Origin of the sequence: Erythrobacter rubeus, from assembly GCF_014705715.1 — a bacterium.
Classification (GTDB): domain Bacteria; phylum Pseudomonadota; class Alphaproteobacteria; order Sphingomonadales; family Sphingomonadaceae; genus Erythrobacter; species Erythrobacter rubeus.
In genome coordinates, this window is record NZ_JACXLC010000001.1 from 1,503,418 (window position 1) to 1,528,377 (window position 24,960).

General features: G+C 62.1%; 23 protein-coding genes. 7 read left to right on the top strand and 16 right to left on the bottom strand.

The genetic code is table 11. The features are described from left to right. Positions 1-9 precede the first annotated feature (9 nt). The 5 genes from scpA to IB285_RS07395 all read right to left on the bottom strand — a co-directional run bounded on the left by scpA (position 10) and on the right by IB285_RS07395 (position 5,600). Positions 10-2,271, bottom strand: coding sequence for a methylmalonyl-CoA mutase (gene scpA, locus IB285_RS07375; RefSeq protein ID WP_190787570.1), 2,262 nt, complete (start codon positions 2,269-2,271; stop codon positions 10-12). A 47-nt stretch (positions 2,272-2,318) separates the two neighbouring features. After that, positions 2,319-3,104 (bottom strand): enoyl-CoA hydratase-related protein, encoded by a 786-nt coding sequence (locus tag IB285_RS07380; RefSeq protein WP_190787571.1) that lies wholly within the window; start codon positions 3,102-3,104, stop codon positions 2,319-2,321. A gap of 25 nt (positions 3,105-3,129) precedes the next feature. Beyond that, positions 3,130-3,579: a methylmalonyl-CoA epimerase gene (gene mce / locus IB285_RS07385; protein ID WP_190787572.1), complete on the bottom strand. Its 450-nt coding sequence runs from the start codon at positions 3,577-3,579 to the stop codon at positions 3,130-3,132. Between the two features lie 103 nt (positions 3,580-3,682). Beyond that, positions 3,683-3,976 carry a GIY-YIG nuclease family protein gene (locus IB285_RS07390; protein ID WP_190787573.1) on the bottom strand — a complete coding sequence of 98 codons (294 nt, stop codon included), beginning with the start codon at positions 3,974-3,976 and terminating at the stop codon, positions 3,683-3,685. A 91-nt stretch (positions 3,977-4,067) separates the two neighbouring features. Beyond that, positions 4,068-5,600, bottom strand: coding sequence for an acyl-CoA carboxylase subunit beta (locus IB285_RS07395; protein ID WP_190787574.1), 1,533 nt, complete (start codon positions 5,598-5,600; stop codon positions 4,068-4,070). Between the two features lie 83 nt (positions 5,601-5,683). Between IB285_RS07395 and IB285_RS07400 the strand changes: the two genes are divergently transcribed. Beyond that, positions 5,684-6,817, top strand: coding sequence for an NAD(P)/FAD-dependent oxidoreductase (locus IB285_RS07400; RefSeq protein WP_190787575.1), 1,134 nt, complete (start codon positions 5,684-5,686; stop codon positions 6,815-6,817). A gap of 21 nt (positions 6,818-6,838) precedes the next feature. Here the strand turns inward: IB285_RS07400 and IB285_RS07405 are convergent, their stop codons facing one another. The 5 genes from IB285_RS07405 to pgi form a co-directional block, all read right to left on the bottom strand. Beyond that, positions 6,839-7,561: an SDR family oxidoreductase gene (locus IB285_RS07405; RefSeq protein ID WP_190787576.1), complete on the bottom strand. Its 723-nt coding sequence runs from the start codon at positions 7,559-7,561 to the stop codon at positions 6,839-6,841. After that, positions 7,561-8,586 carry an NAD-dependent epimerase/dehydratase family protein gene (locus IB285_RS07410; RefSeq protein WP_190787577.1) on the bottom strand — a complete coding sequence of 342 codons (1,026 nt, stop codon included), beginning with the start codon at positions 8,584-8,586 and terminating at the stop codon, positions 7,561-7,563. Before IB285_RS07410 ends, IB285_RS07405 begins: the two co-directional genes overlap by 1 nt. A gap of 54 nt (positions 8,587-8,640) precedes the next feature. Then, positions 8,641-9,996 (bottom strand): glutathione-disulfide reductase, encoded by a 1,356-nt coding sequence (gene gorA / locus IB285_RS07415; protein ID WP_190787578.1) that lies wholly within the window; start codon positions 9,994-9,996, stop codon positions 8,641-8,643. A 115-nt stretch (positions 9,997-10,111) separates the two neighbouring features. Then, positions 10,112-11,542 carry a DEAD/DEAH box helicase gene (locus tag IB285_RS07420; RefSeq protein WP_190787579.1) on the bottom strand — a complete coding sequence of 477 codons (1,431 nt, stop codon included), beginning with the start codon at positions 11,540-11,542 and terminating at the stop codon, positions 10,112-10,114. Positions 11,543-11,819: 277 nt separating this feature from the next. Further along, the gene (gene pgi, locus IB285_RS07425) at positions 11,820-13,355 is read right to left on the bottom strand and encodes a glucose-6-phosphate isomerase (RefSeq protein ID WP_190787580.1); all 1,536 of its coding nucleotides are present in this window, start codon (positions 13,353-13,355) and stop codon (positions 11,820-11,822) included. 50 nt (positions 13,356-13,405) lie between these two features. On the opposite strand from pgi, the gene lepB reads away from it, so the two are divergent. From lepB to IB285_RS07445, 4 genes are read left to right on the top strand one after another with little or no spacing between them, the layout of a single operon-like run. Then, positions 13,406-14,236 (top strand): signal peptidase I, encoded by an 831-nt coding sequence (lepB, locus tag IB285_RS07430; RefSeq protein WP_190787581.1) that lies wholly within the window; start codon positions 13,406-13,408, stop codon positions 14,234-14,236. Further along, positions 14,233-14,922 (top strand): ribonuclease III, encoded by a 690-nt coding sequence (gene rnc / locus IB285_RS07435; RefSeq protein WP_190787582.1) that lies wholly within the window; start codon positions 14,233-14,235, stop codon positions 14,920-14,922. The genes lepB and rnc overlap by 4 nt, the downstream gene beginning before the upstream one ends. 2 nt (positions 14,923-14,924) lie before the next feature. Continuing rightward, a complete protein-coding gene (gene era / locus IB285_RS07440; protein WP_199803449.1) occupies positions 14,925-15,827 on the top strand; it encodes a GTPase Era in 903 nt (300 codons plus the stop codon). Between the two features lie 14 nt (positions 15,828-15,841). Then, a complete protein-coding gene (locus IB285_RS07445; protein WP_234033089.1) occupies positions 15,842-16,459 on the top strand; it encodes a hypothetical protein in 618 nt (205 codons plus the stop codon). A 9-nt stretch (positions 16,460-16,468) separates the two neighbouring features. Here the strand turns inward: IB285_RS07445 and IB285_RS07450 are convergent, their stop codons facing one another. The 6 genes from IB285_RS07450 to plsY all read right to left on the bottom strand — a co-directional run bounded on the left by IB285_RS07450 (position 16,469) and on the right by plsY (position 22,656). Then, entirely contained in the window at positions 16,469-16,945 is a 477-nt protein-coding gene (locus IB285_RS07450; RefSeq protein ID WP_328705869.1) for a response regulator, read from the bottom strand. Between the two features lie 113 nt (positions 16,946-17,058). After that, entirely contained in the window at positions 17,059-17,370 is a 312-nt protein-coding gene (locus IB285_RS07455; protein ID WP_190787584.1) for a hypothetical protein, read from the bottom strand. A 97-nt stretch (positions 17,371-17,467) separates the two neighbouring features. Continuing rightward, positions 17,468-20,038, bottom strand: coding sequence for a type I DNA topoisomerase (gene topA, locus IB285_RS07460; RefSeq protein WP_190787585.1), 2,571 nt, complete (start codon positions 20,036-20,038; stop codon positions 17,468-17,470). Positions 20,039-20,200: 162 nt separating this feature from the next. Continuing rightward, positions 20,201-20,920: a glycerophosphoryl diester phosphodiesterase membrane domain-containing protein gene (locus tag IB285_RS07465; RefSeq protein WP_190787586.1), complete on the bottom strand. Its 720-nt coding sequence runs from the start codon at positions 20,918-20,920 to the stop codon at positions 20,201-20,203. Positions 20,921-20,950: 30 nt separating this feature from the next. Further along, a complete protein-coding gene (gene dprA, locus IB285_RS07470; protein WP_190787587.1) occupies positions 20,951-22,063 on the bottom strand; it encodes a DNA-processing protein DprA in 1,113 nt (370 codons plus the stop codon). Further along, positions 22,060-22,656, bottom strand: coding sequence for a glycerol-3-phosphate 1-O-acyltransferase PlsY (plsY, locus tag IB285_RS07475; protein ID WP_190787588.1), 597 nt, complete (start codon positions 22,654-22,656; stop codon positions 22,060-22,062). The genes dprA and plsY overlap by 4 nt, the downstream gene beginning before the upstream one ends. Before the next feature lie 147 nt (positions 22,657-22,803). Between plsY and murI the strand changes: the two genes are divergently transcribed. Continuing rightward, complete coding sequence (gene murI, locus IB285_RS07480) at positions 22,804-23,565, top strand: glutamate racemase (RefSeq protein WP_190787589.1); 762 nt, start codon at positions 22,804-22,806, stop codon at positions 23,563-23,565. A gap of 105 nt (positions 23,566-23,670) precedes the next feature. Further along, positions 23,671-24,891: a 5-aminolevulinate synthase gene (hemA, locus tag IB285_RS07485; protein ID WP_190787590.1), complete on the top strand. Its 1,221-nt coding sequence runs from the start codon at positions 23,671-23,673 to the stop codon at positions 24,889-24,891. Positions 24,892-24,960: the final 69 nt, after the last annotated feature.

Sequence of the window (24,960 nt, forward strand, 5' to 3'; positions counted from 1 at the left end):
GATGCGCCACTATTCCGCCGCCTCGTCCAGCCCCTCGCCCAGCGGCGGCATGTTGTGGCCGAGCAGCGTCAGAATATCCGCTGCGCATTCGACCACGTTGGAGCCGGGGCCGTAAATGCCCTGCACACCCGCTTCGCGCAGGAATTCGTAATCGCTCGCCGGGATCACGCCGCCGGCAGTCACTTTGATATCACTGCGGCCCGCTTCTTTCAGAAGGCGGATCAGTTCCGGGATCAGCGTCTTGTGGCCCGCCGCAAGCGAGGACGCGCCAATTACGTCGACATCGTGCTCCAGCGCCATGTCGCGCGCCTCTTCTGGGGTCTGGAACAACGGCCCGGAGACGACTTCAAAACCCATGTCGGAGAAAGCCGATGCGATCACGTTCGCCCCGCGATCGTGCCCGTCCTGCCCCATCTTCGCGACCATGATGCGCGGTTTGCGGCCAAGCCTGCGTTCGACAGCGTCGACACCGTCGGTCACCTGCGCCCAGCGGCGGTCGAATTCGTACGCGCTCTTGTACACGCCGCTCACCGGCTTGGGCGTTGCGTCATGGCGACCGAACGCCTTTTCCATCGCCGCCGAAATTTCGCCGAGTGTTGCATCGGCACGCGCCGCCTCAACCGCTTTTGCGAGCAGGTTCACATCGCCTTTCGCTTCCAGTTCGGCGATCTTCGAAGGGGGCAGCGGTACGCCGCGCTCATCGCGCCCGTCGCCCAATGCGGCTCGCGCTTCCGCCGGGTCGGTGGCGGCCGCGTCGCTCAGCGCAGCAAGCGCCGCTTGGCAAGCGTCCTCATCACGCTCGGCTCGGACACGCTCGATCCGCGCGATTTGTCCCTTGCGGACCTTCGCATTGTCGATGTCGAGCGTTTCGATCGGGTCTTCCTTGTCCTTGCGGTACTTGTTGACCCCGACAATCACCGTCTCGCCCTTGTCGACGCTGGTCTGCTTTTCCGCCGCCGCGCGCTCGATCGCAGCCTTTGGAGCGCCCGTCGCGACGTATGCCGTCATCCCGCCCGCCTCATCGACCTCCGCGATCAGCTTCTCGGCTTCTTCGACAAGCGTTGCGGTGAGCGCCTCGATGTAATGCGAGCCGCCCAGCGGATCGACGACATTGGTGATCCCGCTTTCCTCCTGCAGCACCAGCTGCGTGTTGCGCGCGATGCGGGCGGAGAAATCGGTGGGCAGCGCAATGGCCTCATCGAGCGCGTTGGTGTGCAGGCTCTGCGTGCCTCCCAGCGTCGCCGCCATCGCCTCGATAGTCGTGCGGATGACGTTGTTGTAGGGGTCCTGCTCCTGCAGGCTTACACCGCTCGTCTGGCAGTGGGTGCGCAGCATCTTCGAACGGTCGTTCTTTGCCCCCAGCCCGTCCATCACGCGGTACCACAGGGTACGCGCGGCGCGCAGCTTGGCGATCTCCATGAAAAAGTTCATGCCGATGCCGAAGAAGAATGACAGGCGGCCCGCAAAGGCGTCGATATCGAGCCCGGTCGCCATCGCCTTTTGCACATATTCCTTGCCGTCCGCGATGGTGAAGGCGAGCTCCTGCACCGCGGTCGCGCCCGCCTCATGCATGTGATAGCCGCTGATAGAAATGCTGTTGAATTTCGGCATGTTGACGGAGGTATATGCGATGATGTCTGAGACAATCCGCATGCTCGGTTCGGGCGGATAGATATATGTGTTGCGCACCATGAACTCTTTCAGGATATCGTTCTGGATGGTCCCTGAAAGCTTGTCCTGCGACACGCCCGAACGCTCGGCAGCGACGATGTAAAACGCCATCACCGGGATCACAGCGCCGTTCATCGTCATCGACACGGACATGGTGTCGAGCGGGATCTGGTCGAACAAGGTCTCCATGTCCGCCACTGTGTCGATCGCGACACCTGCCTTGCCGACATCGCCGACGACGCGCGGGTGATCGCTGTCATACCCGCGGTGCGTCGCGAGATCGAAGGCGACGCTCAGCCCCTTCTGCCCCGCAGCAAGGTTGCGGCGGTAGAAGGCATTCGATTCCTCGGCGGTCGAAAAGCCCGCATATTGCCGGATCGTCCACGGGCGCCCGGCATACATGCTCGCCTTCACCCCGCGAGTAAACGGCGCAAAGCCCGGGAGGCCCGGATCGAAATCTGCGTGATCCGCGTCGGTGTAAAGCGGCTTGATATCGAAGCCTTCGGGCGTTTCCCAGGTTAGGTCGCGCCCTTTCGATTCCTTGTCGGCAAGGGCTTTCCAGTCGGCAGGCGTCGGCCGAGAGTCGTTTGTATCGGTCATGGCAGGCCTCTAATCACACATTGAAGCGGCGCAAAAGAGGCAGGGGATCAAACTCCCTTGAATTCTGCCTTGCGCTTTTCGAGGAACGCCTTGCCGCCTTCGCGCGCATCGACGCTTGCGCCTGCCTTGTGCTGGGCTTCGGCCTCGGCGAGCAGGACCTGCTGCAGATTACCGTCAAGCGCCGTCGCGATGTTGCGCTTCATGGCGGCATAAGCGAGCGTCGGTCCGTTGGCGAGTTTGGCTGCAAGCGCGCGCGCTTCGTCCATCAGCAGCTCGTCATCGACGCATTTGTAGACCAGCCCCCACTCCTCTGCCTGTTCGCCGCCGATCTTCTCACCAAGCATCATCATGCGGGTCGCGCGCGGACGGCCGATCGCGCGGGCGAGCAGCCATGTGGAGCCACCATCGGGGACCAACCCGATATTGACGAAGGCCTGCAGGAAATACGCGCTTCTGGCCGCCATGGTGAAATCCGCCGCCAGCGCGAGGCTGCATCCCACGCCCGCCGCCGGGCCGTTGACAGCGCAGATCACCGGCACATCGGCGCGGATGATGTGGCTGATCGCCGGATTGTAATGGTTGATGAGCGCCTCGTGGCTGCCGCCCTTCCCCATCAGCGGGTTGTCGTCGCTGCGCGCGGAAAGGTCCGCGCCGGAGCAGAAGCCCTTGCCCTCGCCTGTGATGAGCACCGCGCGGGAATCGCCGAGGTCGTAGAACACCTGCCCGATCTCGTCGGCCATCTGCGGCGGCATGGCGTTGAGCCGTTCGGGCCGGTCCAGCGTGAGCAGGGTGAGCGGGCCGTCTCTTTCGACGCGGATGGTTTCGTAGGACATGTGCTTTCTCTCGCTTGGCGCCGGGTCAATTCGACCAGTGCGCGTCTTCCTTGGGCGTTTCCATGATCTCTGTAAGCATGCCCTGCATGTCCTTTGGATGGACGAAAAAGATAGGCGTGCCGTGCGCGCCGATGCGCGTCGGGCCGAGAATGCGTTTGCCCATCCCTTCGAATTCGGCGCGGGCGTCTTCGATATCGGGCACTTCGAAACAGACATGATGCTGCCCGCCGAGCGGGTTCTTTTCGAGGAAATTGTTGATCGCGCTGTTCGGCCCAAGCGGCTCGATCAATTCGATCTGCGTGCCGTTCATTCCCGAGTCGGTGGGCGTATCGACAAAGCAGACCTTCACCCCCTGCTCGGGCAGATCGAATGGCTCGTGAATATGCCTTGCGCCCATGGTGTCGCGGTAATGCGCGATGGAGTCCGCGATGGAGGGCGTTGCGACGCCGATGTGGTTGAGACGGCCTAGTTTCATGTCTTCCTCTCGTCATTGCGAGCCGCGAAGCGGCGCGGCAATCCAGAGCGTATTGCAACCCGCTTTGGATTGCTTAACTTCGTTCGCAATGACGGATGGCTAATCATTGCGCAATATCTTCGAACATATCCCGCCATCGCGGATTGTAGGCTTCAATAAGCTTCATTTTCGCCTTGCGATTGCCAGCCTTGATCTGCTTTTCGCGAAGAATGGCACTTTCCATTGTCTCATGCTGCTCGAACCAGACGAGCCGGTTGCAGCCATATCTCTTGGTGAATCCTTCGACCAAACCTTCACGGTGCTGCCAGACACGACTGGGTAGATCTGAGGTAACGCCAGTGTAGAGTGTCCCATTCCGCCCGCTAGCCATAATGTAAACCGCAGGCAGCTTTGTCATCGCGAGGAGCCGAAGGCGACGCGGCAATCCAGAGCGCGTCGAGAGCCACACTGGATTGCTTCGCTACGCTCGCAATGACGACTGTCAGCCCTCACAACGGAATATTGTCATGCTTCTTCCACGGGTTCTCCAGCTGCTTTGTTCGCAGCTTCCTTAGCCCCAGCGCCACCCGCTTGCGGGTGTTCCGCGGGTAGATCACCTCGTCGATATAGCCGCGCTGCGCCGCCACGAAGGGGTTTGCGAAGCGGTCTTCGTATTCCTTTGTTTTCTCAGTGATCTTGTCGGGATCGTCGCGGTCCTGGCGGAAGATGATTTCCACCGCGCCCTTCGCGCCCATCACCGCGATCTCGGCGGTAGGCCACGCGTAGTTCAAATCCCCGCGCAGGTGTTTCGACGCCATCACGTCATACGCGCCGCCATAGGCCTTGCGCGTGATCACGGTGATCTTGGGCACGGTCGCCTCGGCATAGGCGAACAGCAGCTTTGCCCCGTGCTTGATGATGCCGCCCAGTTCCTGGCTGGTGCCGGGCAGGAAGCCGGGCACATCCACGAAGGTCACGATCGGGATCTCGAACGCATCGCAGAACCGCACGAAGCGCGCGGCTTTCTTCGATGAGTTGATATCGAGCACGCCCGCCAGCACCATCGGCTGGTTCGCGACGACGCCCACTGTGCGCCCTTCGACCCGGCCAAAGCCGCAGATGATGTTCGCCGCATGGGCGGGCTGAATTTCGAAGAACGTCCCCTCGTCCACCGTCTTCCGGATCACTTCGTGCATGTCGTATGGCACGTTCGCATTGTCGGGGATCAGCGTGTCGAGGCTCGGCTCTTTGCGATCCCACGGATCGTTGGTGGGAAGTTCGGGCACTTCCTCGCGGTTCGATAGCGGCAGGTAATTGAAGAACTCGCGCGTCGCGAGCAGCGTCTCGACGTCGTTTTCGAATGCGACGTCGGCAACGCTGGTCTTGGTCGTGTGCGTCACCGCTCCGCCAAGCTCTTCCTGCGTCACCACTTCGTTGGTGACCGTTTTCACCACATCCGGGCCGGTCACGAACATGTAGGAGCTGTCTTTCACCATGAAGATGAAGTCGGTCATTGCGGGCGAATATACCGCCCCGCCCGCGCATGGCCCCATGATCAGGCTGATCTGCGGGATGACGCCGCTCGCCAGCACATTGCGCTGGAACACTTCGGCATAGCCGCCGAGTGACGCCACGCCTTCCTGAATGCGCGCGCCGCCGCTGTCGTTTAGGCCGATGACAGGCGCGCCGACCTTCATCGCGGTGTCCATCACCTTGCAGATCTTTTCGGCATGGCGTTTTGACAGCGATCCGCCGAATACGGTGAAATCCTGAGAGAAAACATAGACGAGGCGGCCATTGATCGTGCCGCTGCCCGTCACGACACCATCGCCAGGAATCTTTTGATCCTCCATGCCGAAATCGACGCAATCGTGCTCCACATAGGTGTCGAGCTCTTCGAAGCTGCCCTTGTCGAGCAAGATGTCGAGCCGCTCGCGCGCGGTCAGCTTACCCTTGGCGTGCTGCGCAGCGATGCGCTTCTCCCCGCCGCCCAGCTTGGCAGCGGCGCGGCGACGTTCCATTTCGGCGATATTGGCGGACATTCGTGACCCCTGTGTGGATTGTCTGAGGGTGCGTTGCCTCAGCGGCGCCGGAGCGTCAACGTGTCAAAAGAAGGGAATCGGGCATGCGCGACATCGAAACGCTCATCATCGGTGGTGGGATCGCCGGGCTCTCGCTCGCCGCGCGCGTTGCGCACCGCACCGACACGCTTGTGCTCGAGGCGGAAAGCGCGCCCGGCTATCACGCGTCGGGCCGCAGCGTGGCGATCGCGCATTTCGGACTTGGCGAGCGGATTGTGCGAACGCTCACCGCTTTGAGCCTGTCGGAGCTTGCCGCCGTACCCGAAGACGACCGGGCGCGCTCGGCCATTGTCCACCCTGCCCTGCACATCGGGCGCTCGGATCAGGCGGAGGAACTGGAGGCATTGGAAGAGGTGCACCGCACGTTTGGCTGCGACTATGCGCGGATATCGGGCGAAGAGGCGCGCGCGCTCTTCCCGGCGCTACGGATCGGGCCGGAGCACTGCCATGAAGCGATCGTCGACCACGGCGCATTGAAGCTCGACGCTGATGCGATGCTGCAAGGCCATGTGCGCGATCTCCGCGCGGCGGGCGGCGATATCGTCGTGAACGCTAGAGTGACCGCGATTGCGCGGGACGAAGGCCGGTGGGTGGTGGAGACGAATGCCGGACCTGCGCGCGCAGCGACCATCGTGAATGCCGCCGGCGCATGGGCCGACGAAATCGCCTCGATGGCTGGTACGCGCGGCATTGGGATCGAGCCGCGCCGACGCACGGTTATATCCTTCGATACGCCGGACGAGATGAACGTGTCCCAATGGCCTTTCACCAAGACCGTGGGAGCAGGTTTCTACATCCTCCCGGAAGGCAGCGGACGGCTGCTCGCATCGCCCATGGACGAAGTTAAAAGCACCCCGTGTGATGCCGCGCCCGAAGAAATCGACATCGCCACCATCGCCGAGCGCGTTCAGGAAGCGACTACACTGCCCGTGGAGCGCATCGCGCACAGCTGGGCAGGCCTCAGAAGCTTCGCGCCCGATGAGCTGCCGGTAATCGGTTTCGCGCAGGACGTGCCCGGTTTCTTCTGGTTCGCCGGGCAAGGCGGCTATGGCTTTCAGACCTCGCCCGCCCTTGCAGAAATTGGGGCTGCGCTGCTTTTCGATGGCGTATGGGACGAACGCCTGACTGCCGCAGAGATCCAGCCCGGGCTGTTCCGGCCGGAGCGGTGCCAACGCTGACCTGCCCGAAATGCAACGCCCCTAGAACTTCAGCGTGACGCTGCGCGCGATGGCAGGAGACAGGCTTTCGACCATTCGCAGCGCTTTCGTCATGCCGATATTGGCTTCGTCCCGGTCCTTTTCGATGGCGACCACAATTTGCCGCTCGCATTCTTCCGGCGGCATTTTCTTCATCGGATTGCCGTCATTCATCTGCGTATCGACGACCGGAGGCAGCGCCTCGATCACGCGGATGTTCGTGTCTTTCAACTGTTCGCGCAGCGCCAGCGAATAGAAGCGCAGCCCCGCTTTCGTCGCGCAATACACGGGCTGGCGGGCGGCAGGCGCGATGGCAAGGCCCGAAGTGACGTTGACGATGGCCGCTTCCGGGCGAGATATCAGGTTCGCCATGAGGCCGGTGATGAGCCGTATCGGAGCGCTGAGATTGGCATAGACACCCGCATCGGCTGCATCGGCATCAGGCTGGCCCTTGCGAAAATCATGGTCCACCAATTGTCCGGCATTGTTGAGGAGCACATCGATCTCGCGCCCGCCCCACTCGGCGATCAGCGCGTCTACGCCTTCCGCATCCGACAGGTCGGCGGACATCGTCTCGAACCCTTCGGCGGCCATCGCGGCGAGCCTTTGCGGATCGCGGCCGGTCAGAACGACGCTCGCCCCCTTCGCCATCAGCTGACGTGCGAGGGCGTGCCCGATCCCCGCAGTGCCACCCGTCAATAGGATCGTCTTGCCTGAAAGCTCCATCAGAATTTCACGATGCCATGTTCGACGAGACTGCGCGTGGTCGCCTCGACGCTGTCTTTCGCGGAGATGTACTCGAGCCCGAGCACCTCGGCCGCATGCTTACCCGACACGTCGCGCGTTCGGCCAAGCTCGCCTTTGATCTGCTGGAGGTCGGCGACGAGCGGCGCGAGCAGCTTAACGAAGATGCTCGGCAGCTTGCGGCTCGGAACCTTCCCCGCATAGGCCGGCGTCCGCTCACGAATGATAGCCGCGATGTCTTTCATCCAGAGAAACTTGTCCGAGACGGCAAAGCGTTCATTACGCACCTTTTCCTCTGGAGCATCGAGCGCGAGCAGGTGCGCCTTCGCGACATCGCGCACATCGACGATGCCGAAACCCAGATCGGGGATAGCCGGGATTTCGCCCGTTACCAGCCGCTGCACGAGCGCGATGGAGGTTGAAAGGTCGTCGTTCGGCACCGGGCCTAGCACGGCGACAGGGTTGACCGAACAGAACGACATTTCCGGCGCATGCGCGGCAACCCAGGTGCGAGCATCGCGCTCCGCAACCGTCTTGGATCGGTGATAGGGCGGGACGCTCGGGTTATCGAGGTCGGTCCAATCCTTCTCATCGAAAACAGTCTGCCCCGGCGGATGACCATAGGCGATCGCGGCGGCAGAACTTGTCAGGACGAAGCGCTTGATCCCGGCTGCCTGTGCGAAGGTCAGCGCCCGCATCGCGCCGGCGCGTGCAGGCTCGACAATCTCGTCCGCGCTTTTGGGCACCGATATCGGGAATGGCGAAGCGACATGCGCCACGCCATCGCACCCTGTACAGGCGTCCGCCCACCCTTCGTCATTTTCGAGATCGGCCTGAAACACCTTGAGCCGTTCGCCCGCATCGGGCCAGCGTTCGCGCAGGCACGGTTCGCTCTTCGCTTGGTTGCGGACGGTCGTGTGAACCGTCTTTCCCGCAGCGAGAGCCTGATCGATGATCTCCCCACCAATATAGCCGGTGCCCCCGGTGACAAGAATCGTATTCGTCATGGCGCTCTCCCCTGGAATGGATCGCAGCCTAGACGAATTTTGCGGCTTTGCACCCTATCGCAGCAGCACCAGCTCCTCTGCCACCGTCGGATGGATCGCGGTCGTGGCGTCAAAATCGGCCTTGTTCATGCCTGCTTTCACCGCAACCGCTGCGGCCTGCATGATTTCCGGCGAGTCCGGGCCGATCATGTGAATGCCGAGGATTTTGCCGTTCGCGGCATCGCAAATCATCTTGATGAGGCTGCGTTCATTGCGGCCCGCCACCACGTTTTTCATCGGGCGGAAGTCGGACTGATAGACCGCGACCTTTCCATACTGATCTTTTGCTTCGCGCTCATTCAACCCGACCGAGGCGATCGGAGGATGGCTGAAGACGGCGCTTGGGATGCAGGAATGATCCACGGCATACGGTTCCACCCCGCCGAACATGCTGTCGGCAAACGCCTGGCCTTCGCGGATGGCAACAGGCGTCAGTTGAACCCGGTCGGTCACATCGCCAACGGCGTAGATGTAATCGACGTTCGACTTGCTGAACTTGTCGACCTTGATCTCGCCCTTGTCGCCCATCTCCACGCCGACCTTATCGAGGCCGAGCCCCTTGGTGTTGGGCACGCGTCCGGTGGCGATCATCACGCAATCGAATTCGCGCTCGTCGTGATTGGTCATCTTGACCGCGAAAGTGCCGTCGTCGTTCTTGCGCACATATTCGAATTCGGCGTGAAAGCAGAACTCGATCCCTTTGGTCATGGAGATTTGCATCAAGCGGTCACGGAGCGAGAAGTCGTAGCTGCGCAGGATCACGTCGGACCGGTTCGCGATCACGACCTTGCTGCCGAATTCATTGAAAATCCCGGCGAATTCATTGGCGATATAGCCGCCTCCAGCGATCAGCACACGGCGCGGGATCGCGTCGAGATGGAACGCTTCATTCGACGTGATGCAGTGTTCGTTGCCTTCGAAGTCCGGCATGTGCGGCCAGGCGCCTGTCGCGATGAGGATGTATTTCGCGGTCACCACTTTCCCGCTCGCAAGCGTGATCTCGTGGTCTCCGGTGATCTCCGCGCGCTCGTGGAACAGGGTCACGTCGTGCTTGTCGAGCGTGTCGGTGTAGATGTCCTCGATGCGGTCTACGTCCCGCAGCACATGGTCGCGCAGCTTGACCCAGTCGAAGCTCTTGCCTTCGATCGTCCAACCGAATTCCTGGCAGTCCTCCAAATCCTCGGCGAAATGCGCGCCGTAGACGAGCATCTTCTTGGGCACGCATCCGCGGATGACGCAGGTCCCGCCAACCCGGTGCTCTTCGGCCGCAGCGACGCGGGCGCCGTGCGCCGCAGCCACGCGGCTGGCGCGGGTGCCGCCCGATCCGATACCGATTGTGAACAGATCGAAATCGTATTCGGTGTCTGCCATGCCTGATGCTCCTGAATGATTGCCTGCGCCCTATGGCGCGGCTGACGGCAATTGCCAACCGCGCGCGGGGTCTGCAGCCGGTTCGGGGATCAGGACTGAAGCGTTACAGCGTGTTTCAGCCTTCCGCCGCGCGCGGTCCGCCGCCACCTCTGCGGCGACCTCCACCGCCACCGCGCCGGCGATTACCGCCAGGACGGCCGCCGCCGCCTGCATTCTTTGGCCTGCCCTGGCGATTGGGATGCTTGCGCTTGGGCTTGCCACCAGAACCGCCTTCACCGCGCGGGGGACCATCACCGCGCGGCTTGCCGCCGCCTGCCGGGCGCGGCCTGATCTTCTTTTTCGAAACGCGGGTCTGGCCCTTGGGCGGGGGCTTGGTCGGACCGACGCCTTCCACCACCGCACGGAAATTCTCTGGCAGGTCGAGGCGCTCCAGCTCGGCATCGGTGTTGCGCTGAATGTCTTTCAGATAAGCGCGCTCGTCCTCTGCGCAGAACGCAATCGCGATCCCGTCACGGCCCGCCCGCGCCGTCCGCCCGATACGGTGGACATATTGTTCAGGCACATTGGGAAGCTCGTAATTGATGACGTGGCTGACGCCGGGAATGTCGATCCCGCGCGCAGCGACATCGGTCGCGATCAGGATCGCAACCTTGCCCCGGCGAAACTCATCGAGCGCGCGCTGACGCTGCGGCTGCGACTTGTTGCCGTGGATCGCATTCGATTCGATGCCTTTCTGGCGGAGCTTCTTTACCACGCGATCGGCGCCGTGTTTCGTGCGGGTAAAGATCAGGATGCGCTCCATCTCTCCCGGCACCTCATGCCGGCCCGACAAGATCAGCTCGAGCAGCGCCTGCTTCTCGTCCTGCTGAACCATGAACAGATATTGCTCGATCCGCTCCGCCGTGGTCGCCGCCGGGGTGACGCTGATGGTCACGGGATTGTTGCAATATCCGCTCACCAGCTCCTTGATCTGCTTGGGCATGGTCGCGCTGAAGAACAGCGTCTGGCGCTCCTTCGGCACCAGCTGGTTGATCCGCTGAAGCGCGTGGATGAAGCCGAGGTCGAGCATCTGGTCGGCCTCGTCGAGCACGAGCAATTCGACGCCCGAAAGGTTGAACGCCTTTTGATCGATCAGGTCAAGCAAGCGCCCCGGCGTCGCGATCAGGATATCGGTTCCGCGGTGCAGCTTGTTCCGGTCCTTGTTGACGCTGGTGCCGCCGACGATGACCTGCACCTTCAGCCCGGCAAGCGCGCCGTAATCCTTGGCACTGGCGGCAATCTGCGTCGCCAGTTCGCGCGTCGGCGCGAGCACAAGCATGCGGCAGCTCTTGAACGGGATGCGGTTGTCGCTTTCGCGCAGCCGGTCGATGCTGGGCAGCATGAAGGCTGCGGTCTTGCCGGTGCCGGTCTGCGCAATGCCAAGCAGGTCGCGCCCTTCGAGCACGGGGGGGATGGCCTGCTCCTGGATCGGCGTCGGCGTGTCGTAGCCCTTCATGTCGAGGGCCTGGAGGACGGGCTGAGACAGCCCGAGTGTTTCGAATGTCATTGAGTTTTTACTCGCAATATATGCGGTGCGCACGGCCATTGGCGTCATGCGAAGCGCGGGGTTTGAAAACCGCCCGCGTGAAATGGGAAGCTGGGAAATTATGAGCGAAACGCTGCCGGGGCGGGTTGGAAAAGAGCCGCCGCTTCACGCTGGCAGGTGCGTTTCGGTTGGCGGGCATTTGGATGCTGCAGTGCGGAATGTCAATGCGACAAGGTGTCCAATGAAAATTTGGTCTTCTCAAACTTGTCTAAGGACACGAGGACTTAAGCTCGATTGCTCACCCCAACCCCGCCGCTTCCATCAGCGCTTGCGTGCTCGCGTCGAACTCGCCTTCGCCGGTGTCCAGTTGCTTCGCGATCGCCTTGCCCAGTTCGACGCCGAACTGGTCGAAGGGGTTGATGCCCATCAGTACGGCGTTGGCGAAGGTTCGGTGCTCGTGAAAGGCGATGAGCGCGCCGAGCATTGCGGGATCGAGATCGTCGATCAGGAACATCGCCGAGGGGCGGTCTCCCTCGTATGACCGAGCCGGATCGTCCGAAGCCTGACCCGCCATCAGCGCCGCGCCCTGCGCGAGGCAGTTCATCAGCAGCGCCTTGTGGTGCGCCGGGTCCAGTTCGTCGCCGGGGGCGATGCTGGCGATAAAGTCGACCGGGATCAGGTGCGTCCCCTGGTGGAGCAGTTGGAACACGGCGTGCTGCGCATCGGTGCCCACCCCGCCCCAAGTGACCGGCGCGGTCGGTCCGCCAACCGGCTTTCCGTCCGCCGTGACGCTTTTCCCATTCGATTCCATCTCCAGCTGCTGCAGATAGTCCGGAAACAGCGCGAGCCGCTCATCATAGGCGAACACCGCTCGGGTCTGACAACCGCGCACGCGCGTGTAATACTGATCGGCGAATGCGGCGAGCAGCGGGGCGTTGGCCCGGCCCTCGCTTTCGCGGAAATGCGTGTCGATCGCGTGCGCCCCCGCCAGCATCGCCTGAAAATCGTCCATGCCGGTTGCCAGCGCCACCGGAAAACCGATGCTCGACCACAGCGAATATCGTCCGCCCACGCTCTCCGGAAATGGCAGGATGCGCGTCTCATCGACGCCCCATTCCACCGCGCGCTCCGGGTTCGCGGTCAGCGCAACCACCCGCCCGCTCGGATCGCTCACATCGTTATCGGCCAGCCATTTGAGCGCACTCGCCGCGTTCGTCATGGTCTCTGTCGTGGTGAAAGTCTTGGAGGCGACGGCGATCAGCGTCGTTTCCGGATCGCAGGCGTCAAAGGCCTGCTCCAGCGCCAGCCCGTCTATATTGGAAACGACATGCACATCGACGAGCTTCAGATCGCGGGTCAGCGCATCGACAGCCAGGTCAGGCCCCAGCGCGGAGCCGCCGATGCCGATATGGATGAGGTGCTTGATTTCGCCCAGCGCGCCTTGATGGATCGCTTCGACCAGCATTCCCATCCGCGCGAGCAATGCCTCGGCCTCTTCGACCTGCGCTTCCGTGCCGCTGCCGCGCATGGCGCCATGGGTTGCCGCGCGCCCCTCAGTCGGGTTGACGATCCCGCCATCGAACAGGGCCTCGCGCGCCTCCGCAAAGCCCGAGGCCTCGGCCAGTTCTTCGAACGTATCGAGCAGATCGTCATCGAGATGCGTCTTCGACCAATCGACCAGCATGCCGTTGGTGCCGTGATCGGGAATGTCGAATTCAATCCGCTGGCTGAGCTTGCCCACCCGGTCCGCATGGGCATCGAACAACTGCGTCAGAGTGCGCCGCTCCGCGCTTTCAAGCTTCGACCATATTGCGGCAATTCTATCGGACGTCATTGGCCAAACCCCTTTGCGCGTTCACTCAGGTGCGAGTAAGGGGGCGAGCGATGGATGTTAAGACCCAAACTGCGCCGAGCGATAGTGCGGGGGACGATACCGAGAGCGAGAGCTTTGCCGGTTTCGCCCTGTTTTTCGTAAAGCTGGTCGTTGCAGTCCTGCTGCTGCGCATATTGGTGTTTTCGCCGTTCTCGATACCGTCGGAAAGCATGTTGCCGCGCCTGTGGAACGGGGATTACCTGCTCGCGGCCAAGTGGTCGTACGGCTATTCCGGCAATTCGCTTCCCTTCAACCTGGGGCTTCCCGAAGGACGGATATTTGCGCGCTCGCCCGACCGCGGCGATGTCGTGATTTTCAAGCACCCGATCGACAACACCGACTATGTCAAAAGGGTGATCGCCGTGCCGGGCGATACCATCGCCATGATCGAAGGACAGATCGTGCTGAACGGCGAGGCGATACCGAAAGACCCCATTCGCGATTTCGACATTGCCGTGTCCCCCAACACCTCCTGCGCGTGGGCCGCGGAAGAGGTGATGGTCGCGCCGGACAGCACGCTGTGCCGCTACAACCGCTTCAGAGAAACCCTGCCCAGTGGGCGAAGCTATGAAGTGCTCGACTTCGGCATGGCGCGCGGCGACACCTTTGCCGAAATAATGGTCCCCGAAGGGCACATGTTCGTGATGGGCGACAACCGCGACAATTCGCGCGACAGCCGCTTTCCCGCAATGTCCGGAGACGCGGTCGGCATAGTGCCGCAGGACAAGCTTGTCGGCAGGGCGGCCATCATCATGTGGTCCACCGATGGCAGCGCCGAGTGGCTCAAGCCCTGGACCTGGTTTTCGGCGGCACGCTGGGACCGGATCGGCAGCACGTTGTGAGCACGCTGGAACCCGAAACGCGCGAGTGGCTGAAGGCCAACGGCTTTTCCGTACGCACCGACGCGCCGTGGGTGGAGGCGCTGACTCACGGCAGCTACAATGGCGGCGCGGCCCGCGTGAATGAGCGCGATTACCAGCGGCTCGAATTCCTTGGCGACAGGGTGCTTGGGCTGTCGGTTGCGAGCTGGCTCTACAGCGCTGGCGATGCGCCTGAAGGCCGGCTGTCGCAGCGCCTAAACGCGTTGGTCAGCGGGGCCACCTGTGCACGAATTGCCCAGGCTATCGGCCTTCCCGATCACGTGAGGCTGGGCAAGCAGGCGCGCGAGGATGGCGGGGCGGAGAGCGCCAACATCCTCGGCGATGTGATGGAAGCCCTGATCGGTGCGAGCTTCATCGAGAACGGGTACGACGCGACGCGCGATTGCGTTTACCGGCTGTGGGAATCGGAGCTCGATGGCGATTCGGGCAAGGCCAAGCATCCGAAAAGCGCGCTGCAGGAATGGGCCGCAGGCAATCGCCGCGCCATGCCGCAATACGACATCATCGATCGCAGCGGGCCGGACCACGCCGCGCGCTTCACCGTACGGGTGAGCATTCACAATGTCGGCGAGGCGCAGGGCGTCGCGACAAGCAAGGGCGAGGCGGAAAAGCGCGCCGCAAAAGCATTTCTGGAGGAATACGGGTGAATTTGGAAACAGCGCCGACTTTCTGCGGCGTGGTCGCCGTGCTTGGCGCGCCCAATGCGGGCAAATCGACCTTGGTGAACCAGCTGGTCGGCCAGAAAGTCGCGATCACCAGCGCGAAAGCGCAAACGACGCGCGCGCGGATGCTCGGCATTGCGCTTTACGGTCCTGTGCAGATGATCCTGGTCGACACACCCGGTATCTTCGAGCCCAAGCGGCGGCTCGACCGCGCCATGGTCAGCGCCGCGTGGGAGGGCGCGAACAGCGCTGATGCGATCATCCTGCTGGTAGATCCCATCAAGCAGCGGCGGCATGAATTGATCCCGCTGCTGGAATCGCTCGAAAATCGCCCCGAGAAGAAAATTCTCGTGCTCAACAAGGTGGATCGCGCGAAGAAAGAGCCGCTGCTTGCGCTCGCGCAGGAGCTTTCCGAAAAGGTCGAATTCGACGAAATCTTCTTCGTGTCGGCGCTCACCGGGGATGGCGTGGAAGAGATGAAGGAAGCGCTGGCCAGGGCCATGCCTGAGGGGCCGTGGATGTATCCCGAAGACCAAGTGTCCGATGCTTCGGAACGCCTGCTGGCAGCTGAGATTACCCGCGAGCAGATCTACCAGCAGCTCCATGAAGAACTGCCTTACGACACCGCGGTTCGGCCCGAGCAGTACAAGGCGAGGCCAGACGGTTCGCTCGAAATTCACCAGCAGATCGTGGTCGCGCGCGAAAGCCAGCGCCCCATCGTGCTGGGAAAAGGCGGACAGCGGATCAAATCGATCGGCGAGGCCGCGCGCAAGGAGCTGTCCGAGATTCTCGGAGTGAAGGTCCATCTATTCCTGCACGTTAAGGTGCTGGAGAACTGGTCCGAGGACAAGGAAGTGTTCGAGGAAATGGGGCTGGAATGGACCAAATAGCGCGAATTTGCATCGTGATACTATCTACCGCGGTCTTGTTTCTCTCTGCATGCCAGGAAGCCGGGCCGGTCAAGGTGCGCGGACAGGAAGAGGCAAAAAGCCAAAGTTCGTATCTGAGCGAGGAAGCGCGCGAGATCGGCTGCGCCATTCTTGTTGATTACATGTCATCCCGGTTCCAAGAAACGGACAAACCGTTGTTCCTGACCGACGGGGCATACCGCTCTACTTTTGATGAGGTGACCGGCACCGCTGCGTTTTTGGCGCAGATCGAAAAACCCGGTGAGGACACGAATGTGACGCCAGAGCATATAGAAAAGGCTCAAGCGCTGAATAAATTGGGCGATCTTAGTCCAACTAAGGAATGCCCTGCACTGAAGGCTTTGAAGGCGGAAAACTCGCACAAGCCCGATGACGATGAGGATTATCCACCGCTCACGGATGACAATCTGTTCTTCCTTTACGATACGTACAGCGTACAGGTTCCGCTGGTCGATCTCGCGAAAGGCGAGGCAGTGTTCGAGACTAGTTATGTCTGTGGGCCGGAATGCGCGAATGGAGCGGTCGTCACCTATCGGAGAGCCGACGATGGCAATTGGTCGCCAGCCGAGACGATGCCGACTTGGATTAGCTAAAGCTAAGGCTCACCCCCGCCCCAACTTCTCCAGCTTCGCCTTGAGCGCGCTTTCATCGAAGGGTTTGACGATATAATCGTCGGCGCCTGCGCCGATACCTTCGTGAATGTCCTTCGCCTCGCCGTTCGAGGTGCAGAAGATAACGATGGGCTCCTTCGGCGTCGGAATGGCGCGCAGCTTCGACACGAATTCGATCCCGTCCATCTCCGGCATGTTCCAATCGGTGAGGACCACGGCAGGCATGCTCTTCTTGCAGCGCGCAAGCGCCTCTTCGCCGTTCTCCGCTTCGACCGGAATATAGCCGAGGCCCTTGGCGATCTTCGAGGAAACCTTGCGGATCACGCGGCTGTCATCGACGATCAGGCACACCTCCGCTGCATCCTGATCGGGCACGTCATCGCCGAACCGGTCGCGCATCGCCTTGGCCTGCTGGACCATTGCCTCGGTGCTGCCCGGTTCGGGGGTTTCGGCGATCGTTTCCTTCACATCCTCAGGCACCTCGACCGGCTGCGCGCCATCGCGCGCCTCGGTCAGCCGCTCGGCGAGGCTTTTGCCGTCGCTTTCACGGCGATTGCGGTTCGGGCCGGTGTTGCGTTTGATCAGATTTTGAATGGCTCGTGCTCCCCTCCGAGCGTGGCGAACTCATGCTCGCCGCTCAGATCATGCGCCTCGTCTTCATCACCGAGGGGGGTGATGGTCTCGCCCTCCCCCGGCGTGATGCGGACATGCAGATATGGCATCCAGACGTCGCCGAATTCGGCCTTTTGATACCACACGTCGAGCACGTCATAGCTCGCCCACATCCCATCGGGTGCGCGCAGACGGATGCCTTCGCCGATGCGCGGAACAGCGGCGAAGCGGATGCGCTCCTGGCTCTGATGGGTCTCGTTCTGGACTTCGATTTCAATCACGTGGCGGTGTCCCTGGTCTGAGACAATCGTGATACGCCCAAAAGCTTGACGAAATGCCAACGCCGCAGCGTCAAAATTTCCGCTATGATATTGGTTACTAGGAGGTTTCGCTCTTCGCCGCCGGAGCCTTTTTCTTCGCGCTCGAAGCCTTCTTCTTGGCAGGCGCTTTCTTCTTCGCCGGAGCTTTCTTGCGCTTCTTCTTGGCGGGCCCCTTCGCCGCGCGCGCATCGATCAGTTCGATCGCCTGCGCGGCCTCGATATCCTCGGGCTTCACGTCCTTCGGGATCGTCGCGTTAACGTTGCCATCGGTGACGTAAGGGCCGTAGCGACCCGGCATCACCTTGATCTCGCCGCCGCTCGTGGGATGCTCGCCCAGCGTCTTGATCGGTTCCGCCTTGCCGCGACCGCCGCCCTTGCGGTTGGCCGCTTCGGCGAGCATCGTGACGGCGGCGTTCATGCCGGTGTCGAAAACATCGCGCGTGCTCTGGAGCTTTGCATACTTGCCGTCATGCCGCAGATACGGGCCATAGCGACCGATGGCCGCTTCGATTTCCTTGCCCGTCTCCGGGTGCGCACCGACGATCCGCGGCAGGTCGAGCAGCTTCACCGCCCATTCGAGATCGAAATCGTCGAGGTCCTTGGGGATCGAGGCGCGCTTCTTCTTTTCCTCGTGTTCCATTTCGACATAGGGCCCGAACCGCCCGGACTTGCGGTGGATTTCCGCGCCGGTCTCTGGATGCGTGCCCATCAGGCCGTCTTCTGCCGGATCCGCACCGTCCGCTCCCGGCTGGGCGAAGCGGCGGGTGTATTTGCATTCGGGATAGTTCTGGCACGCGATGAACGCACCGAACCTGCCGCCGCGCAGGTTGAGCTTTCCGCCTTCGCGCCCTTCCTGCTCGCATAGCGGGCAAAAGCGCGGGTCCTTGCCGTCTTCGCGAGGCGGGAAGAGGTAATCGGAAAGGTACTCGTCGAGCACCTCGGTAACTTCGCTCGGCAGCTTCTCCATGACCTCGTCGGTCTTGGGCTTGAAGTCCTTCCAGAACTTGGCGAGCAATTCCTTGTATTCCTCGCGTCCGTCGGAAACGACGTCCAGTTCCTCTTCCATGCTGGCGGTGAATTCGTAGGCGACGTAAGTCGGGAAGAAGCGTTCGAGGAAGGCGGTGAGCAAGCGCCCGCTTTCCTCGGCATGGAAACGGCTTTTCTCCATCCGCACGTAATCGCGGTCGCGCAAGGTCTGGATAGTCGATGCGTAGGTCGAGGGACGACCGATGCCGAGCTCTTCCAGCCGCTTGACGAGCGAGGCTTCGGAGAAACGCGGCGGTGGCTGGGTGAAGTGCTGGTTCGCCTCGACCGCGGTCTTGGCCGGAACGTCGCCTTCCTTCATTGCGGGCAGCAGGCCGTCCTCATCGTCTTCCTTGTCGTCGAAGCCTTCCTGATAGACCGCGAAGAAGCCGGGGAACTTGATGACCTGACCGGTCGCGCGCAGCTCGTGCTGGCCGGTTGCATCGCGCAAGGTAACGGTGGTCCGCTCAAGCTGTGCGGCGGCCATCTGGCTTGCCATGGCGCGTTTGAAGATCAGCGAATAGAGCTTTGCTTCGTCACCCGTTCCAGCCTTATCGCGGCTGAAATTGGTCGGCCGGATCGCCTCGTGCGCTTCCTGTGCGTTCTTGGCCTTGGAGCTGTAGAACCGCGGCTTTTCAGGGCGGTAATCGTCGCTAAAGCGTTCGGCGATCGCATCGCGCGCGGCCATTATCGCACTCATGTCCATCTGCACGCCATCGGTCCGCATGTAGGTGATGGCGCCTGCCTCATAGAGCGACTGCGCCAGCCGCATCGTGTGGCTGGCGGAAAAGCCGAGCTTGCGCGCGGCCTCCTGCTGCATGGTCGAGGTGGTGAATGGCGGCGCGGGATTGCGCTTGAGCGGCTTGGTCTCGATCCCTTCAACGGTAAAACGCCCACCTTCGACAGCGGCCTTCGCCTCCATCGCGGCACCTTCATTGCCGAGCGACAGCTTGTCGAGCTTCTCGCCCTTGTATCGCACCAGCCGGGCATCGAAGGCGGTTCCGTCATGCTGGAGCTTCGCCAGAACCGACCAGTATTCGTCCGCCTTGAACGCCTCGATCTCGCGCTCGCGATCGACGATCAGTCGCAGCGCCACCGATTGCACGCGCCCAGCCGATTTCGCGCCGGGCAGCTTGCGCCACAGGACAGGCGAGAGCGTAAAGCCGAACAGGTAATCGAGCGCGCGGCGGGCGAGATATGCGTCGATGAGCGGTTGGTCGAGCTCGCGCGGAGACTTCATCGCCTCGGTCACGGCGGACTTGGTGATGGCGTTGAAGGTAACGCGGTCGACCATTGTCGGCAGGTTCTTGCGCTTCTTTAGCAGTTCCTGGACGTGCCAGCTGATCGCCTCGCCCTCACGGTCGGGGTCGGTCGCGAGGACCAGCCGATCGGCATCCTTCGCCGCGTCGCTGATTTCCTTGAACCGCTTCTGCTTGTCGCGGTAGAGTTCCCAATCCATCGCGAAATCTTCGTCCGGGCGCACGCTGCCATCCTTGGGCGGAAGATCGCGGACATGGCCGTAGCTTGCGAGAACCTTGAAGTCCTTGCCCAGATATTTCTCGATAGTCTTCGCCTTGGCCGGCGATTCAACGATGACAAGTTGCATGGTGGTCTGGTCTCAAGTCCCTACACGTGTACGTACGCGCGAGGGTGGGGTCGGCGTTCGCAGTGCGTCAAGTATCATTCGCGGACACCCCGACGGTTTCTCCGGTGCCGCTATTAGGCACCGCCCTATACGCCTTCACCGCCCAATGTCAGCACCGGATTTTCATTCGAACACTTCGGCGAGTTCATCGGTGTTGTTGTGGAGCAACCGATAGATCGCCACCGGAAGTGCGGTAAAAATGGCTGCGGAGACGCCGTCGCCGATCGCCAGCAACAATAATCCGCCAATGGAGCCGGGACCGCCCAGCAGGACGGCGAGACTGCCCATGATGGCGTTGAAAACGGCGACACCAATCACCAAGATCACGAAGCTTCCGAAGATCGACCAGCTGCGACCGCGCGTCTTCTCCCAACTTTCACCAAAAGTATCCATCGCTGGCAGCCGCGAACCGACGACAAGCGGCAGCGCCATCGCCCAGCGCACGCCCAGGATCAGGCCGGGGACTATCAGCAGGACTAATCCAAACATGATGCCAAGCAGATAGAGGATGTATATGCCGAGCCACGGCCAGAACCGCCCGAAACCCGGAGCAGTCGTGCGCCCGACAAGCGCGGCGTAAAGCCAGTAGGAAAGCAGCAAACCGGCAATCGCTGCCCCGATCACCGCCACCACTGCCAGCACCCCTTGCGCCAGCAGGCTCTCTGTTAGCTGGAACCCAAAGCCGAACCCGACGTCGAAGTCCGATCGACCGCCTTGGAAATAGCCCGAAACGGCGGTGATGGGGATCCATATGGCGAGGAAGATCGCCACCATCCGGCGACTATCGCTGAGTTCTGTGAAAGTCTGGTCCAGTAGGGACGAGAGCGTCGCTTCGCGGTTCATGATATATCGGTGCTCCTCATCGATCGGCGATCATTCGTCCGCGCCATTCAAACTGATCAATCCGCCCGGATGACGTTCCAGCTCGCCGGATATCTCGAGCTCGAGCAGCGCCAATTGAACTGCGGATGCGCTCGCGCCGGATTGCCGTATGAGTTCATCGACGGCAATCGGTGCGGTGGACAGCAGCCCGCTGATCGCATCGGCGCCCTCCGCCGGGTCGGCACTGGCAAGCTCGCTGTAATCGAACTCGCTCCCGCCCTCTTCCACCCGAAAGGTCGAGCGCGGCGCTCCAGTAAAACTTTCGAGCAGCTCGATCACTTCTTCGGGCGTCTGCACCAGCACCGCACCGTCGCGAATGAGCTGGTTGCAACCCAGCGAGCGGGTGTCGAGCGGAGAGCCGGGTATCGCCATGACCTCGCGCCCCGCCTCGCCCGCCAGCCGCGCGGTGATCAGCGTGCCGGATTTGGGCGCGGCCTCCACCACTAGAGTCCCACTGGCGAGCCCCGCGATGATGCGGTTGCGGCTCGGGAAATGGCGACCGCGCGGCTCGGTGCCCGGCGGCTGTTCGGCGATCAGCAGCCCCTCGGTTGCGATCCGCTCCTGCAAGTCGGCATGCTGCGGCGGATAGGCGATATCGATGCCGCTGGCGATCACGCCGATGGTCCGAGGGAAAGCACCTTCATGGCTTGCCCCGTCGATGCCGCGGGCCAGCCCGGATACGACGGTAAACCCGGCCTGAGCCAGCTCGGAGGCGAATTCGCGCGCCAGCTTCACGGCTGCCGCGCTTGCATTGCGCGCGCCGACCATTGCGACGCAAGGCTCAGAGGCGAGCGCGAGATTGCCCCGGCATGTGACGATTGGCGGCGCGCTTTCCAGCTGGGCGAGCAGCGCGGGATAATCGGGCTGGTCGTGGAAAAGGTAACGCGCGCCCTCTTTGCGCACGGCGACAATCTCGGCCTCTATCCGGTCCTTCTGTGCCGGACGGTAGCGCGATTTGCCCCGCGCTGCGAGATCGGGCAGTGCTTCGATAGCCTCCGCCGCGGTGCCGAAACGCGCGAGCAGCTTTGCATAGCTGACCGGCCCGACATTGGGCGAGCGCAGCAGCCTGATCCGCGCGAAAGCCTCATCCTGCGAAAGCGTCACTTCTTGCTGCCGACCTTCGGTTCTTCGCCTTTGGCAAGACGCGCGATATTCTCCCGGTGGAGATAGATGATCAGACCCGCAATCGCGCCCAGCACGGGAAAGAACTGCGGATATCCGAATAGCGGCGCTGCAGCAGCTGCGGCGACGACCGCGCTCATCCCGGCGAGCGAGGAAATGCGGAATATCGCAAGCATCGAAAGCCAGATGAGCGCGTAGGCGAGGCCAATCGGCCAAGCGAGCCCGAAGGCGACGCCGGCATTGGTCGCGACGCCCTTCCCGCCCTTGAACTTCAGCCAGACGGGGTAGCAGTGCCCGATAACCGCGCCGCCCGCAGCAAAGGCTTTCGCGACATCGCCGCTATCCCCTGCCCAGATGATCCCTGCGGCAAACACTGGCGCAAAACCTTTGAGCAGGTCGAGCAGCAGCGTGCCCGCCGCCAGCCCCTTGTTCCCGGTCCGCAGCACATTGGTCGCCCCGATATTGCCGCTGCCGATGCTGCGCACATCGCCCAATCCCGCCGCCTTGGTCAGCAGCAGGCCGAACGGTATCGATCCGGCGAGATAACCCAGAATGGCGGCGTAAATCGGTTCCATCGTGACCCCTGCACAAGCGCGCGCTGATCAAGCGTACGCTTTTCTTTTGTCGCTGCGTAAGTAATAGACCGCCCCGCGACAAGTTCACAGCGGACATTAACGACCATTACTGACCCATCCTCCCCGATTTTGCTGTTCGATTCCGGAATGGGCGGGCTTACCGTGCTGGGCGAGCTGCGGAGGATCTTGCCCGAGGCTCCGGTTATCTACGCCGCTGATCTCGCGGGACTTCCTTACGGCACGAAGACCGAGGCCGAAGTCGCCGCGCGCGTATGCGGGCTGCTCGGGCGTATGGCGGAAAGGCACCGCCCGCGCCTGATCTGCATCGCGTGCAATACCGCCAGCACGATCGCGCTCGGCATGGTCCGCGATGTCCTCGAAATCCCGATCGTCGGCACCGTGCCCGCGATCAAGCCTGCCGCGATGATGACGCGGTCCGGCGTGATCGGATTGCTGGGCACGGCCGCCACGGTCCGCCAGCCCTATGTCGACCGGCTCGAGGCGGAATTCGCGGCGGACAAGCTGCTGATCCGCGCGGCCGCTCCGGGCCTGGTGGAAATGGCAGAGGCAAAGTCTGCCGGAGCCACGATCGATATCACCGCAGTGAGGCAAGAAGTAGCGGGGCTGCTGAAAAGCGAGCGCGGCAAGGAGATCGATACGGTGGTCCTAGCCTGCACACACTTTCCGCTGCTGGAGCAGGAATTGTCCGAGGTGTTTGGGCCAGGCGTGAATTTCATCCACGGCGCACAAGGCATCGCGCGCAGGATTGCCGCTCTCACTCAGGGGCAGTCATTCGAACGCAGCGGGGACGATGTGGCAGTGATAACCTCTTCCTCTGGCTCAGCTGAACTCGGCTCGGTCCCGGCACTGCTGGAGGAATACGGGCTGCACCAGGTTCGCGTTTTCTAGCTGCGATCCGTTCGCAAAGATCGCGGTGGCAAACCGGGAACCGAACGCCTATTTCGACCGCTGTTCAGAGCGGCCCGGCAGGCCGCAAACGCTACGAGTACGACCGTGAATTACGAGCACATCTTCGACCAGGCTATCGATCGCCTCCACGAGGAAGGGCGCTACCGCGTCTTCATCGACATCATGCGCAACAAGGGCGCCTACCCCAACGCACGGTGCTTTCACGGGCACAACGGGCCCAAGCCGATCACGGTCTGGTGCTCGAACGATTACCTGTGCATGGGGCAGCACGAAAAAGTGATCGGCGCGATGGAAGAGGCGCTGCACGATGTCGGCGCGGGCTCCGGCGGCACGCGTAATATCGGCGGAAACACGCATCTTCACGTCGAGCTTGAGAAGGAACTGGCCGAATTGCACGGTAAGGACGCCGCACTCACCTTCACCAGCGGTTATGTTTCCAACGACGCCACGCTTTCGACGCTCGGCAAGTTGCTGCCAGGCTGCGTGATTTTCTCCGACGAGCTGAACCACGCCAGCATGATCGCCGGGATCCGTAATTCGGGCTGCGAGAAGCGGGTGTTTCGCCACAACGATATGGCACATCTCGAAGAGATGCTGCGCGCCGAATACGCCGATACGCCGAAGGTGATCGCTTTCGAAAGCGTATACTCGATGGACGGCGACGTCGCCCCGATCCACGCGATCTGCGACCTCGCCGAAAAGTACAACGCCCTCACATACATCGACGAGGTCCACGCCGTCGGCATGTACGGCGAGCACGGTGGCGGCATTTCGCAGCGCGATGGCGCAGCCCACCGGATCGACATTATCGAGGGCACTCTGGGCAAGGCGTTCGGCGTGATGGGCGGTTATATCGCTGCCGATACGCGCATCATCGACTGCATTCGATCCTACGCGCCCGGCTTCATCTTTACGACGTCACTTTCGCCCGTGCTGGTGGCGGGCGTGCTTGCCTCGGTAAAGCATCTGAAATCATCGAGCGTCGAACGCAGCGCTCAGCAGCAAGCCGCCGCCATGCTCAAGCTGAAATTCGCCGAAGCTGGCCTGCCGGTGATGGATTCGACCACGCATATCGTCCCGCTGATGGTCGGCGATCCGGTGCGCGCCAAGAAGATCAGCGACATCCTGCTCGCCGAATACGGCGTCTACGTTCAGCCGATCAATTTCCCGACCGTCCCGCGCGGCACGGAACGCCTGCGCTTCACCCCCGGCCCCAACCACACCGAGTACATGATGGACGAGCTGACAGAGGCTCTGGTGGAAATCTGGGACCGCCTCGAAATGCAGCTAGCAGAGGCAGCCTGACCGTAGCGTCCTTTGCGCAGGCGCGGCGCTGCGCTAGCTCTCGCCTCGAACAGATTCGGGAGAGACGCC